This window comes from Rhodococcus sp. NPDC004095 (assembly GCF_053604015.1).
The window spans coordinates 80,213-92,164 of the sequence record NZ_JBSGGS010000007.1; the positions used below are offsets into that span (position 1 = coordinate 80,213).

14 protein-coding genes and 1 riboswitch are annotated in these 11,952 nt (G+C 69.5%); of the genes, 7 read left to right on the top strand and 7 right to left on the bottom strand.

The window, feature by feature from the left end:
* Positions 1–44: 44 nt before the first annotated feature.
* Both ACWEPG_RS15175 and ACWEPG_RS15180 read left to right on the top strand, forming a co-directional pair.
* Positions 45–812: an IclR family transcriptional regulator gene (locus tag ACWEPG_RS15175; RefSeq protein WP_450133236.1), complete on the top strand. Its 768-nt coding sequence runs from the start codon at positions 45–47 to the stop codon at positions 810–812.
* Between the two features lie 46 nt (positions 813–858).
* Complete coding sequence (locus tag ACWEPG_RS15180; protein WP_452594724.1) at positions 859–2,034, top strand: 4-hydroxybenzoate 3-monooxygenase; 1,176 nt, start codon at positions 859–861, stop codon at positions 2,032–2,034.
* 51 nt (positions 2,035–2,085) lie between these two features.
* On the opposite strand, the gene ACWEPG_RS15185 is transcribed toward ACWEPG_RS15180, so the two are convergent.
* Both ACWEPG_RS15185 and ACWEPG_RS15190 read right to left on the bottom strand, forming a co-directional pair.
* Entirely contained in the window at positions 2,086–3,318 is a 1,233-nt protein-coding gene (locus tag ACWEPG_RS15185; RefSeq protein ID WP_452594725.1) for a L,D-transpeptidase, read from the bottom strand.
* Positions 3,319–3,396: 78 nt separating this feature from the next.
* The gene (locus ACWEPG_RS15190) at positions 3,397–4,026 is read right to left on the bottom strand and encodes a LysE family translocator (protein WP_452594726.1); all 630 of its coding nucleotides are present in this window, start codon (positions 4,024–4,026) and stop codon (positions 3,397–3,399) included.
* 188 nt (positions 4,027–4,214) lie between these two features.
* Positions 4,215–4,331: riboswitch (SAM riboswitch) on the top strand.
* A gap of 50 nt (positions 4,332–4,381) precedes the next feature.
* Here ACWEPG_RS15190 and ACWEPG_RS15195 point away from each other — a divergent pair.
* From ACWEPG_RS15195 to ACWEPG_RS15205, 3 genes are read left to right on the top strand one after another with little or no spacing between them, the layout of a single operon-like run.
* The gene (locus ACWEPG_RS15195; protein WP_452594727.1) at positions 4,382–5,662 is read left to right on the top strand and encodes an aminotransferase class V-fold PLP-dependent enzyme; all 1,281 of its coding nucleotides are present in this window, start codon (positions 4,382–4,384) and stop codon (positions 5,660–5,662) included.
* Positions 5,663–5,672: 10 nt separating this feature from the next.
* The gene (locus ACWEPG_RS15200; protein ID WP_450112379.1) at positions 5,673–5,765 is read left to right on the top strand and encodes a putative leader peptide; all 93 of its coding nucleotides are present in this window, start codon (positions 5,673–5,675) and stop codon (positions 5,763–5,765) included.
* 48 nt (positions 5,766–5,813) lie between these two features.
* The gene (locus tag ACWEPG_RS15205; protein ID WP_452594728.1) at positions 5,814–6,437 is read left to right on the top strand and encodes a hypothetical protein; all 624 of its coding nucleotides are present in this window, start codon (positions 5,814–5,816) and stop codon (positions 6,435–6,437) included.
* Positions 6,438–6,541: 104 nt separating this feature from the next.
* On the opposite strand, the gene ACWEPG_RS15210 is transcribed toward ACWEPG_RS15205, so the two are convergent.
* From ACWEPG_RS15210 to ACWEPG_RS15225, 4 genes are all read right to left on the bottom strand, one after another.
* Positions 6,542–7,012 carry a winged helix-turn-helix domain-containing protein gene (locus tag ACWEPG_RS15210; protein ID WP_452594729.1) on the bottom strand — a complete coding sequence of 157 codons (471 nt, stop codon included), beginning with the start codon at positions 7,010–7,012 and terminating at the stop codon, positions 6,542–6,544.
* Between the two features lie 93 nt (positions 7,013–7,105).
* Complete coding sequence (locus tag ACWEPG_RS15215) at positions 7,106–7,666, bottom strand: flavin reductase family protein (protein WP_452594730.1); 561 nt, start codon at positions 7,664–7,666, stop codon at positions 7,106–7,108.
* 215 nt (positions 7,667–7,881) lie between these two features.
* On the bottom strand, positions 7,882–8,355 hold the full coding sequence (locus ACWEPG_RS15220) for a YbaK/EbsC family protein (RefSeq protein WP_450112375.1): 474 nt from the start codon (positions 8,353–8,355) through the stop codon (positions 7,882–7,884).
* A gap of 48 nt (positions 8,356–8,403) precedes the next feature.
* Positions 8,404–9,462, bottom strand: coding sequence for a hypothetical protein (locus tag ACWEPG_RS15225; protein ID WP_452594731.1), 1,059 nt, complete (start codon positions 9,460–9,462; stop codon positions 8,404–8,406).
* Between the two features lie 189 nt (positions 9,463–9,651).
* Here ACWEPG_RS15225 and ACWEPG_RS15230 point away from each other — a divergent pair, with 189 nt between their 5' ends.
* Positions 9,652–10,221: a TetR/AcrR family transcriptional regulator gene (locus ACWEPG_RS15230; RefSeq protein ID WP_450112460.1), complete on the top strand. Its 570-nt coding sequence runs from the start codon at positions 9,652–9,654 to the stop codon at positions 10,219–10,221.
* Positions 10,222–10,316: 95 nt separating this feature from the next.
* On the opposite strand, the gene ACWEPG_RS15235 is transcribed toward ACWEPG_RS15230, so the two are convergent.
* Positions 10,317–10,841, bottom strand: coding sequence for a 2-oxo-4-hydroxy-4-carboxy-5-ureidoimidazoline decarboxylase (locus ACWEPG_RS15235; protein ID WP_450112373.1), 525 nt, complete (start codon positions 10,839–10,841; stop codon positions 10,317–10,319).
* A 122-nt stretch (positions 10,842–10,963) separates the two neighbouring features.
* Between ACWEPG_RS15235 and ACWEPG_RS15240 the strand changes: the two genes are divergently transcribed.
* Positions 10,964–11,809 (top strand): crotonase/enoyl-CoA hydratase family protein, encoded by an 846-nt coding sequence (locus ACWEPG_RS15240; RefSeq protein ID WP_450112372.1) that lies wholly within the window; start codon positions 10,964–10,966, stop codon positions 11,807–11,809.
* Positions 11,810–11,952 lie beyond the last annotated feature (143 nt).

The following is an 11,952-nucleotide window of genomic DNA, read 5'->3' on the forward strand; positions in this document are numbered from 1 at the left end:
GCCGCCGCGAGGGTAGTCTTTCACTGAGTGGAAGGACGTCGAGCATGGCCGGAAACACCGCCGCCCCGGGCACGACCGTGGTCTCCCGGGTCCTCGCGATCCTGGGCGCCTTCGACGACGGGCATCGGGCGCAGACGCTCACGGCGCTCGCGGGACGTGCCGGTCTCGCGGTCCCCACGGCGCACCGGCTGGTCGGCGAGCTCGTGGCGTGGGGGGCTCTGGCGAGACGGGACACGGGCGAGTACGTGGTGGGCCCGCGGCTGTGGGAACTCGGCCTGCTCGCCCCGGTCCAGACCGGGATCCGCGAGATCGCCTCGCCGTTCCTGCACGACGTCTACGGCGCCACCCTCGCCACCGTGCACCTCGCGGTGCGCAAGGGCACCCAGGTGCTCTACCTCGATCGGCTTCGAGGTCACGCGTCGGTGCCCGTGGTCAGCACCATCGGCTCCACCCTGCCGCTGCACGCCACCGCCGTCGGGAAGGTGCTGCTGGCATACGCGCCGCCGGACGTCCAGGAGGCGGTACTGGCGTCGCTGACGCGGATCACCCCGTACACCGTGACCCACCAGGGCCGGCTCCGGGACCAGTTGCGTCGCGTGCACCGGGACGGTTTCGCGGAGACCCGCGAGGAGATGAGCCTCGGTGCCTGCTCGGTGGCGGTCCCGGTCCGGGCGCCGGACGACAGGGTGATCGCGGCCCTCGGGCTCGTCGTGCCGACCCTCGCGCGGGATCGATCCCGGCTCGTGGCCGCACTCCAAGTTGCCGCGCGTGGCGTCGAACGCAGCCTCCGCGGGGGATCTTCCGCTCAGTGAAATAATGTGCTGGCCGTCACTCGGCGTGGCCGCTTCACTGTCGGTCATGCGTACCGAGGTAGCCATCATCGGCGCCGGCCCCGCGGGCCTGCTCCTGTCTCATCTGCTCGCCGAGCAGGGTGTCGATTCCGTCGTGATCGAGACCCGCTCCCAGGACTACGTGCTCTCCCGCATCCGCGCGGGCATCCTCGAGCACTCGACCGTCGAACTGCTCGACTCCGTCGGGCTCGGCGAGCGGCTGCGCCGCGAGGGCCAGGAGCATCGCGGCATCTATCTGCAGACGCCCGGCGAACGGCACCACGTCGACTTCGTCGAACTGTGTGGGCGCAGTGTCTGGGTATACGGGCAGACCGAGGTCACCAAGGACCTCGTCGCGGCCCGCGAGGGCGCCGGCCAGCCGTTCTTCTACGAGGTCACCGACACCGCACTGCACGACATCGACAGCGACTCGCCCTACGTGACGTTCGTGGACGCGAAAGGTGTGGAGCGCCGTGTCGACGCGGCCGTGATCGCCGGGTGCGACGGCTCGTTCGGACCGAGCCGGGCGGCAATTCCGGACAGCGTCCGCCGGACCTGGGAACGCACCTACCCGTACTCGTGGCTCGGCGTGCTCGCCGACGTGCCGCCGTCCACCGACGAACTGATCTACGCCTGGCACCCTGACGGCTTCGCGATGCACTCGATGCGCTCGGACACCGTCAGCCGCCTCTACCTCCAGGTTCCCAACGGCACCGATCTCGCCGAGTGGTCGGACGACCGGATCTGGGAGGCGTTGAGCCGGCGTCTCGGCGATGGAATCGACGGCTGGACACTGAAATCCGGACCGATCACCGAGAAGAGCGTGCTGCCGATGCGCAGCTATGTGCAGACCCCGATGCGGCACGGGCGGCTCTTCCTGGCCGGCGACGCCGCGCACATCGTCCCGCCCACCGGGGCGAAGGGACTGAATCTCGCAGCCTCCGACGTGGCCTTGCTGGCACCCGCGCTGATTGCGTTGCTGCGCAAGGACGACGAGACCCTCGCCGACGGCTACAGCGAGAGCGCACTGCGTCGCGTCTGGCGCTGCACCCACTTCTCCTGGTGGATGACGACCATGCTGCATCAGAGCGGCGATCCGTTCGACGCGCAGTTGCAGCGTTCGCAACTGCAGTGGATCGCCGGCAGCGCGGCCGGCTCCACCGGACTCGCCGAGAACTACGCCGGACTCCCGATCGGTATGTGAGGAGTCTCCGTGCCCGTGAGTCCGTCCGGCCCGTCAGGGGGACGGAAGGACTCACGGGTGCAGCGCGCTTCCGGCCAGCCACTGGTCCCACGGCACGCTCCAGTCGCCGTTCTGCCACACCTCGAGCGGGGCGCCGCCGGTGTTGCGGATCTCGACGACGTCGCCGGGCTGCGAGAAGTTGAAGAACCACTGGGCGTTCGTCGGGTTCAGGTTCAGGCAGCCGTGCGAGGTGTTGGTGTTGCCCTGCGCCCACACGCTCGACGCCAGCTCGTGCAGGTAGATGCCGTCGGTGCTGATCCGGGTGGCCCAGTTGATCGACTCCTTGTAGCCGAGGCGCGAGTTGATCGGCAGCCCATAGGTCGACGAGTCCATGATCACCGGGTTCGCCTTGTCCATCACCGTGTAGGTGCCGGGCTGCGTCCAGAACGAGAGCGTCGTGTTGCCGATCGTCTCGGTGCCGCCCATGCCCATCGACGTCGGCATCTCGCGGACCACCTGGCCGTTCTCGTAGACGGTCACCATCTTGGTGTCGTCGTCGGCGATCGAGACGTGCGAGTCGCCGATCCGGAACGAGACCTTCTCGTCCTGCTCGCCGTAGAGGCCCTTCCCGAGCTGGGTGCCGTAGATCTTCGCGTCCACCGACACGGTGGTGCCGGGTGCGTAGTACTCCTGCGGACGCCAGTGCGCGTTCTGGTCGTCGAGCCAGTACCAGGATCCCTGCACCGGGGGAGTGGTGGTGACCGTCATCGCCTTCTCCGCGGCGGCCCGGTCGCCGATCTCCTCGTCGAAGTGCGCCACCACAACGAGGCCGACGCCGTACGTGCCGCCGTCCGTGATCGACTGTCCGCCGGTGGTGTTCAGGTACAGCCGGGTCTGGTTGTTCGGCGCGACGGTGGTGAAGGTCGTGTCCTTGGTGGTCGCGACGCCGCGGGAGTCGGTCGCTGCCACGGCCAGGTCGTAGGTCTTCCCGTATCCGAGTGGTTCGGCGGGCTTCCAGGACGTCTTGTCCGGTGTGGTGATGCCGTCGATGACCTTGCCGTCCGGGTTGGTCAGCTTCACCGACGTCAGCGTGCCCTGGGTGACGTCGACGCGGATCGGGCTCAGCGGGTTCACGGGAGTGTCGGTGTCGCCCGGGGTGAAGGTGATCGACGCCTCGGACTCCTGGGTCGCGGACGCCGCGGCGCCGGAGGACCCGGTGTCGCCGCCGTCCGAGCATCCGCCGAACAACAGCGCCGCGGCCACCACGGCCGCGAGTGCGGTGGACTTGCGACGAAAACGCGACACTTCATGCCCTCCAGGATTCGAGCGGACACGATGCACCGCACGTTCGACTTGCCAGTTCAGGATATCGGCGCACGGGGCTCAGGCGTTTCCGGCGGCCGATGCCAGGGTGCCGACGCCGAGCACAGCGAGAATGCCTGCGCTCACGCTCTCGAGCCGCGCTGTGATCCGCGGGCTACGCAGCAGAGCGACCAGTCGGGACGCGGCGACCGCGAACCCGCTCATCACGACCAGTGCGACCGCGGCCTCCACCGCACCGAGCGTCATCGCCGATCCGAGCGTGACCCGACCGAGGAACTGCGGCACGACGGCCAGGTAGAACAAGCCGACCTTGGGGTTCAGCGCGCACGAGAGCACCCCCGCCCCGAACGCCGAAACCGGGCGGGTGGCCGCGGCGACCGGGGCGGGTGCGTCCGCGACCGTCGCCGCACGACGGCGCTGCAGCGCCCGCAGTCCGAGGTAGAGCAGATACAGGCCGCCGGCGATCTTGAGGACCCGGTATGCGCTCGCCGACTGTTCGAGCAGCGTCGCCAACCCGAGTGCGACGACCGCGGCCCACAGGAGACCACCCAGGCTGACGCCGAGCGCGGCGGCGAGACCCGAACGGGTGCCCCCGATGCTGTAGCGCAGCACGAGGAACGAGTCGGGTCCGGGCATGATCGCCAGCAGCAGGCAGACACCCGCGAAACTGATCAGGGTTGCGGTGGTCACCGAACCAGGAAACCGCAGTTCCGGTGTGGTTTTCAAACCAATTTCCGGGTGCAGGTCCGGTGCCGGTCGGGAGTGCACGCCGCGCACCGGGATTCGGCATCCGAGCGCAGCGTGAGGTGATGGAAGTCACAGCGAACTCGGTGTGGCCGGGTTGACAGCGCGGCCGAACGGCTGCCATTCTCGGCTCAGGTCATGAGTGCCAGCGCGTAGCCCCGGCTTGCTGGCCGGCAACCCTCCACCGCGGTGGGGTGCCCCGGGTGACGACCAGGCCGTGAATCCAATACCGGACACGGCAAGCGCGGACTCGATGCATCAACCCTCACCGCACGAGTCCCTTGACGTAAGGGATGACGCCATGACTGCTGTACTCGACACCACCCTCTGTGCCGACGCCGTTCGCAACGAAAACTGTGATGGCACTGCGCCTTTCGCGCCGGTCTGTGGCAGTGACCTGATCGCGCCGCTCGCCGACGGCACTTCGATCGCGTACGCCAACTTCGACTACGCCGCCAGTGCCCCCGCGCTGTCCGCCGTCGCCGAGCGGGTGCAGTCGCTGCTGCCGTTCTACGCCAGCGTGCACCGCGGGGCCGGCTACGCCTCCCAGGTCTGCACCGAGCGGTACGAGGGCGCCCGTGACGTGGTCGCCGACTTCGTCGGGGCCCGCACCGACGACGTCGTGGTGTTCACCCGCAACACCACCGACGCACTGAACCTGCTCGCCTCCTGCGTGCCCGGCGAGACCGTCGTCCTCGACATCGAGCACCACGCAAACCTGTTGTCCTGGAACCGGAACGGTGCCCGCGTCGTCCGTTCCGCGGACACCGTCGAGGAAACCGTCCAGCGCATCGTCGCCGAACTGTGCACCCGCCCGGCGGCACTGCTCGCCGTCACCGGCGCCTCCAACGTGACCGGCGAGGTGCTGCCGATCGCCCGCCTCGCGCGGATCGCCCACGAGTGCGGCGCCCGGATCCTGGTCGACGCCGCCCAGTTGCTGCCGCACCGCCGCGTCGACATCGCCGAGCTCGGCGTCGACTACCTGGCCTTCTCCGGGCACAAGCTGTACGCGCCGTTCGGCGCCGGCGCCCTCGTCGGCCGCGCCGACTGGCTGGACGCCGCCGAGCCCTACCTTGCCGGCGGCGGCGCCACCAAGAACGTCGAGATCGACGCCGTGCAGTGGGCCGCCGCTCCGCAGCGGCACGAGGCGGGCACCCCGAACGTGCTCGGCGCCGTCGCGATCGCCGCGGCATGCGAGACACTCGCCGGGTTCGACGCCGACGCCGTCGAGCTGCACGAGCGCGTGCTGTGCGACCGACTCACGGCCGGACTCGAATCGATCGACGGTGTCCGGGTGCTGCGGATCTGGCCGGACTCGCCGGACGCCGTCGGCATCGTCACCTTCACCGTCGCCGGCGCCGAGCCGCGCGCGGTCGCGACCCACCTGTCGGACCTGCACGGCATCGGAGTGCGGGACGGCAAGTTCTGCGCCCACCCGTTGCTGTCGCGCCTCGGGTACGCCGAGGGGGCGGTTCGGGCCAGCCTCGGACTCGGCAGCAGCAGCGCGGACGTCGATCGCCTGATCGCCGCAGTCGGCGAGTTCGCCGCGCTGCGCGCGACGAACGGTGTTCCTGCACGGTAACATCGGCGTCATGACTACGGACGCGGTGGACCTGATCGGTGGCCAGTGGTGCCGCCGGCACGTCGACCTGTGCCGTACCGCCTCGGGTATGTGTCCGGTCTGAGCTCGGCCTCGCCGGACCCGTCACTCCACCACCTTCCCGAGGACAGTCATGTCTGCATCGTTTTCGTCCCGTCCTGTCCGGCCGCTGCATGTGGCCGTCGAACTCTCCGGCGCCGGCCACCACCCCGCGTCGGCTGCCCACACCGATTTCCGAATCCCTTTGGGGCTCAGTGACTACTGGGTTCAGCTCACCTCCTCCACCCTCGATCTCGTCGGGGATCCGGGCTCCGTGATCCGGGTGCGAGCCCGCGACCTCGGGGAGGCGCAGCGGCGCCGCGAGACCGCCCGCATCCGCGCGGCGGCGGACGGCCGCGACCCCGACACGGTCGCGGTCCTGCTCGACGTCGAGGTGCTCCTCGCCGACGATCACCGTGCCGCCCGGCGCGAACTGGCCCGCCTGGATGCCGGCCTGATCGAACCCCATGTGCCGGAGTCCCTCTCGTACATCGGCACCCCGTCCGGCCTGGCCGGTCTGATCGCCGACATCCGCGCCGCCGGAGTGGCGGACGGTGTCACCCTGCTGCCCCTGGTCCTGCCCAGGGTGCTCGACCGCGTCGTCGACGACGTGCTGCCCATGCTGCACGAGGGTGGCGTGACCGAGCCGTCCGCGGTCCTCGGCGAGGTTCTCGGGCAGTTCGGGTTGTCACCCGACCGGCGCGCGCTCGCGTCCTGACCCGCCGCGCGCCGCTCCGGGCGTGACCCCTCACGGCTGAAGGTGGCCTTCAGCCGGTGGAGAACGAAACGGGGTTTGCCTGTCGTCGGCGACGCGTGACCACGTCACCCCAGGACGACATGGATACGCGGGTCCGGATCGAAGCGGTAGCCGGACCCGCGCACCGTCGACACCTGTCCGCCGAAGCGGCCCAGCTTGGTTCGGACCCGCGAGACGTGCACGTCGACGCTGCGCCCGGCGCGGTCACGCTCGCCGAGGGTGCCGCTCAGTTGCAGCATCCGGCGACGCGAGACGACCTCACGCGGCCGCCTGGCCAGGTGCGAGAGTATCTCGAATTCGGTGTGGCTCAGTGAGATCGGCGCCCCGTCGAGTCGCGCTTCCCGAGCGGGCAGATCGATCAGCAGTGGGGCGGTCGCATCGACGCCCGCGCGCACCGCGACGCCCGGCAACAGTTCACGCGCGCTGACGCGCAGTGCATCGGCGAGCGCTGTCAACTGACCGCGGTCGGCGGATCCGGAGAACTGCATGGTGAGCACGAGGTCGGTGCTCGACCTCGGAACTGACGAATCGGTCATGGGGGCTCCGATGTCGGATGGATCGGGTGTGACGGCCGGGTCAGTGCGGGCCGTGACATTCCCGTTCGACGTGGATGCCGTTGGAGGCGACGGTCATTCGTCGAGTGGGCTGGACCGGTGGTAGCGGCCGCCGTGGTAGAGGAGTGGAGCGGCCGCGGCCTCCGCGTCGTTCTCGTCGTGGATCCGGGTCACCAGCCCGATCACCAGCGTGTGATCGCCCGCCGGGATCAACTGATGCACGGTGGTGCGGAGCCAGATCGGGGTGCCGTGCAGCACCGGTTCCCCGGTCTCGAGTCGCTTCCACAGCGAGGTGTCCGAGAAGCGCTCGTCGGCGCTGCGGGAGAACCGCTGCGCCAGGTGCCGCTGGTGCTCGCCGAGCAGGTGGATGACCAGTGAGTCCGCCGCGTGCAGCGCACGGATCGACGACGAGGTGTGCGCGATGTTGAACGACACCAGCGGTGGGTCCAGCGACAGCGAGGCGAACGAGGTCGCGGTGAAACCCACCGGCCCCGAATCGGAGTCGAGGGTGACGATCGTGACGCCCGCCGGATAGCTGCGCATCGCGGTGCGGTACTGGTCGGCCGTGACCGTGTGCGGGTCCGCGGGCAGATCGGCGGCGCGGTCGTCGTGCTGCGGTTCCAGGGGCTGTGGCATGAGGTACTCCGATTCGGGATGCACGTGACTTCGGGATGCACGTGCGTGCGGATTCAGGGGGCACGGGAAGCCGCACACAGGGGTGGGCGCCGCCGGGTCGAATCAGCGCGGACAGCGCCACGACGTGACACGGCACAGGTCGACGTGTCTACGCCGCCAGCACTGCACGGTCACGGGTGCCTCCAGAATCGGTTTGCCCCACTATAAGCCGGTCCTCAGTCGACGTCGACGGCCAGACCCGCGGTGATTCGAATCAGTTCGCGGAAGGTGGTCCGGAACACGGTGTCGGGACGCCCCGCGGCCGCCCACAGTTCCGGATACCCCTCGAGGGCGGAGTCGACGTAGGTGGACAGGTTGGTCGGATGCCCGACCGGGGCGACACCGCCGAGCGGCTGACCGGTCACCTCCCGCACGAGTGATGCGGGGGCCTGGGCCAACGAGCCCTCGAGGCGTTTGCCGGTGCGTTCGACGTCCACCTGGTGCGCACCCGAGACCAGCAACAGGACCGGCTCGTCGTCGAGGAGGAAGACCAGGGACTTGGTGATCGCCCCGATGTCGACGCCGAGGGTCGCGGCCGCCTCGGCAGCGGTGTGGGTGGGCTGGTCCTGCGTTACCACCACCCCGTGGTGGCCCCGCGCGATCAGCGTCCTCGCGACATTCGCCGCGTCCGGATGCAGTGTCCTCGCCATGCCCCACCATATGACCGCAGGGCATCTCGTGCGCGCCGAAGCGCCGGTTCAGTCCGAATGCGGGCGGCGGGCGGCGCGGGCGGTGCAGGCGAACACCGCCGCGAGTCCGACGAGGGTGTAGACCACGAGTGTCACGATCGGGGCTCCGACGCCGGTGCCGTGGAAATAGACGATGCTGCGCACCCCCTCCGTCCCCGCGCCCGGGGTGATCCAGCGGCCGATCGCCGCGTAGAAGGTGGGCAGCACGTTCGATCCGAATGCTCCACCCGCGCTGGGGTTTCCGAGCACCACGAAGATCAGGATCGCCAGGGGCACGGCCAGGATGCCGAGAGCCGCGCGCATGCCCATCGTGAACATGCCGGTCGCGAACACCACCCCGGCGCCGAGCAGCGACAGCGGCAGCAGGTGCCCGGTGAAGGTGCCGAGCAGGTTCGTGGTCACCAGTGCGCCGAGGAATCCGGAGGCCAGCGAGTACGCGGCCATGAGCGCGGTGTGCAGGCCGGCCTCGCGCAGCGTCCGCGGCGCCCCGATCAGCAGGCCGATCGCCGCGGCCAGCAGGTATCCGCCGACCACCCAGCCGATCGACAGGTAGAACCCGGACAGTCCGCGGTTGTCGTGCGCGCCCACCGGGACCTCGTCGCGGACCACGAAGGTGCGGCCCTGCTCGGCGGTGACCTTCGTGAAGATGCCCTCCAGGGCCGATGCGGCGGACGTGCCCGCGCCGCTCGCGGTGATCAGGGTGTCGGGACCGGTTGCGGCGAGTGCGTACCCGCCCATCACCTCGCGCTGGGCGATCAGCGTGCGCAGCTCGTAGGTGCTGGCGGCGACCCGCGCCTGCACCGGGTGACCGTCGATGTCGTTCAGCCGGTCGGCCACCTGCTGGTCGATCCCTGCAGGCAGACCCGCCTCGGCGACCACGGCGATCGGGATGTCACGCGGGGTCGGCTGATGGAACGCCGCGACGTAGCTCGTGATGAACCCGAGCTGGAGGAGCAGTACGCCGATCGTCACCGCGATCAGGATCTGACGCGGGGTGTAGCGGTCGGTCGGACTGGTGGACCGGTGCGGTGCGGTTTCGGTCGCCGCGTCGACGTCTGTGATGCTCATGTGTTTTTCGGTGCTCCCACGCCATTGCCGATACCCAAGGTATTGAATACCGTAGGTATTCAGAATTCACGAGGTCAAGGGCGAAAGTGGACAACCGTGGCAACTGAGTCGAGCGCGACAATGGATGACGACCCGAGAGCTGCGTCACAGGGCGGCCCGGTGGCGCTGTCCCGGCCGTCCCGGACCGAGGTGCGTCGGCGTCTGCTCGAGGCCGCCGCCGAGGAGTTCGCCGAACGCGGATTCGCCTCGGCCCGGCTCGCCGAGATCGCCCGCCGGGCCGGGTTCACCAAGGGCGCCGTCTACTCCAATTTCGAGTCCAAACAGGACCTGTTCGCGGAGCTGTTCGCCGAACGCTCCCTCGAGGTGGCGGGCCGGGTGCTCGCCGAGATCGCCGGACTCGGCGCGGTCGACGCGGCCGGTCGGGGTGGCGAGACCATCAGCACGTGGCTCGTCGGTGACCCGGGATGGGCACTGCTCGTGCTCGAATTCGGCGTACAGGCCGCCCGTGAACCGGCCATCGCGGAGGCCTACCTGCGGGAGCGGCGCTCGCTGCGAGGACAACTCGAGGAACTGATCACCGGACGGGCCGTCGAGTGGGGGATCGCGGACAGCGTCGACGCTCGCACCCTCGCGATCACCGTGATGGCGCTGATCTCCGGCCTGATGCTCGAGCACGCCGTCGACCCGGAACAGGTGGACCGGCGGGCCGTGCAGGCCGCGGTCGCCGGGGTGTTCGCCGGTGCATTCACCCGCACCTGACCTCCATCCCCGGTGAACGAATGGGCCATTCGTTCACATGGACCGACCGAATGGCCCATTCGGTCGGGGACGGGAGGGCCGGAAGCGGAGGGTGGTCAGGCGTAGTTGTCGTAGCCGCCCTCGGGTCCGAGCATGCGCTCGATGCGGGTGCGGTTGACCTTCGCCAGTTCGCCGAGCATCGTCTTGCGTTCGATGTCGGGGGAGTGGGCCAGACGCAGTGCGAGGTCGCTCAGCAGTGCGGAGGCGTCACGGCCGGCCGCGCACCACAGGTACGGGTATCCGAACCGCTGCTCGTAGCGGGCGCACTCGGCGAGCACGGTCCGCATCGTCGCCTCGTCCGGTGCCCACACCGCGCACTGCTCGAGCGCGGACGCGGTGGTGTGGGCCCGCCGCGCGACCGCCGGATGGCACTGGAGGGTGCTGTCGATGTCGGCCGGGGAGAGTTCGAACAGTTCGGAGTCGGCGCTGGTGAGCAACGCCTCGCGAGTGGCGTACGGCCGCCCGGCGGCGACCCGGCCCGCCCAGATCGCCGAGCAGCAACACTCGAAGAGGGCGTGCATCGCGCTGCGGTGTGGCAGGTCGTTGAATCTGTCCAGCCCGATTCCCTGGTGCATCAGCATCGTGACCTCCCGGCGCATCCGTGTGGGTTCATGGTGAAACGCCGGCTGCGGTCGGGCCAGTTGTCGGGCCGGAAGTTTTCACAGGCTTAACGACGAACGGTCCGCGTGGTTACTCTTGAGTAATGACTCAAGATGCACGCGCTCAGAGCCTCGACCTGAAGGCCTTCACCGTCGAAATCAAGGACCACGTCGCCCAGGTGACGCTGATCGGACCCGGCAAGGGCAACGCCATGGGTCCCGACTTCTGGAGCGAGCTCGTTCCGCTGTTCGGCGCGCTCGACGCCGACCCCGAGGTGCGCGCGATCGTGCTCGCCGGCCAGGGCAAGAACTTCTCCTTCGGCCTCGACCTCGCCGCGATGGCACCGATGATGGCCCCGGTCCTCGGGGACAAGGCGCAGGCGGCGCCGCGGACCACGTTCCACGGCGACATCAAGGCGATGCAGCGCGGGATCAACGCGGTCGCCGACTGCCGCAAGCCCGTCGTCGCCGCCATCCAGGGTTGGTGCATCGGCGGCGGCGTCGACCTGATCACCGCCGCCGACATCCGCTACGCCAGCGCCGACGCCAAGTTCAGCGTCCGGGAGGTCAAGGTCGCGATCGTCGCCGACATGGGCAGTCTCGCCCGCCTGCCTCGCATCGTCGGCGATGGCCACATGCGTGAACTGGCCCTGACCGGCCGGGACATCGACGCCGCCCGAGCCGAGAAGATCGGCCTGGTCAACGACGTGTTCGACGACGCGGACGCCGTGCTGGCCGCCGCCCACGCCACCGCAGCCGAGATCGCCGCCAACCCGCCGCTGGTGGTGCACGGCATCAAGGACGTGCTCGACCACAGCCGCAGCTCCGAGGTCGACGACAGCCTCCGCTACGTCGCGGCGTGGAACGCGGCCTTCCTGCCGTCCGAGGACATCGGCGAGGCGATGGCCGCGGTCTTCCAGAAGCGTGCGCCGGAATTCAAGGGCCGCTGACTCCACTGGGACCCCCCGGGACACCGACGCTCCGGGCGACCGGCCGACCGTGCAGAGGTAAAGGCATGTCAGCCGGTTGCCCGAGGGGTGGGGTACACCACATACTTGCGGCGCCAAACGCTTGAGTGACGCACGCAAGGAGT

What these genes read in the sequence shown, in the direction of transcription:
- ACWEPG_RS15195 (WP_452594727.1), top strand. Translation starts at nt 4,382, where the DNA reads ATGACTGCTGTACTCGACACCACCCTCTGTGCCGACGCCGTTCGCAAC.
- ACWEPG_RS15175 (WP_450133236.1), top strand. Translation starts at nt 45, where the DNA reads ATGGCCGGAAACACCGCCGCCCCGGGCACGACCGTGGTCTCCCGGGTC.
- ACWEPG_RS15220 (WP_450112375.1), bottom strand. Translation starts at nt 8,355, where the DNA reads ATGGCGAGGACACTGCATCCGGACGCGGCGAATGTCGCGAGGACGCTG.
- ACWEPG_RS15205 (WP_452594728.1), top strand. Translation starts at nt 5,814, where the DNA reads ATGTCTGCATCGTTTTCGTCCCGTCCTGTCCGGCCGCTGCATGTGGCC.
- ACWEPG_RS15215 (WP_452594730.1), bottom strand. Translation starts at nt 7,666, where the DNA reads ATGCCACAGCCCCTGGAACCGCAGCACGACGACCGCGCCGCCGATCTG.
- ACWEPG_RS15240 (WP_450112372.1), top strand. Translation starts at nt 10,964, where the DNA reads ATGACTCAAGATGCACGCGCTCAGAGCCTCGACCTGAAGGCCTTCACC.
- ACWEPG_RS15200 (WP_450112379.1), top strand. Translation starts at nt 5,673, where the DNA reads ATGACTACGGACGCGGTGGACCTGATCGGTGGCCAGTGGTGCCGCCGG.
- ACWEPG_RS15180 (WP_452594724.1), top strand. Translation starts at nt 859, where the DNA reads ATGCGTACCGAGGTAGCCATCATCGGCGCCGGCCCCGCGGGCCTGCTC.
- ACWEPG_RS15235 (WP_450112373.1), bottom strand. Translation starts at nt 10,841, where the DNA reads ATGCTGATGCACCAGGGAATCGGGCTGGACAGATTCAACGACCTGCCA.
- ACWEPG_RS15210 (WP_452594729.1), bottom strand. Translation starts at nt 7,012, where the DNA reads ATGACCGATTCGTCAGTTCCGAGGTCGAGCACCGACCTCGTGCTCACC.
- ACWEPG_RS15225 (WP_452594731.1), bottom strand. Translation starts at nt 9,462, where the DNA reads ATGAGCATCACAGACGTCGACGCGGCGACCGAAACCGCACCGCACCGG.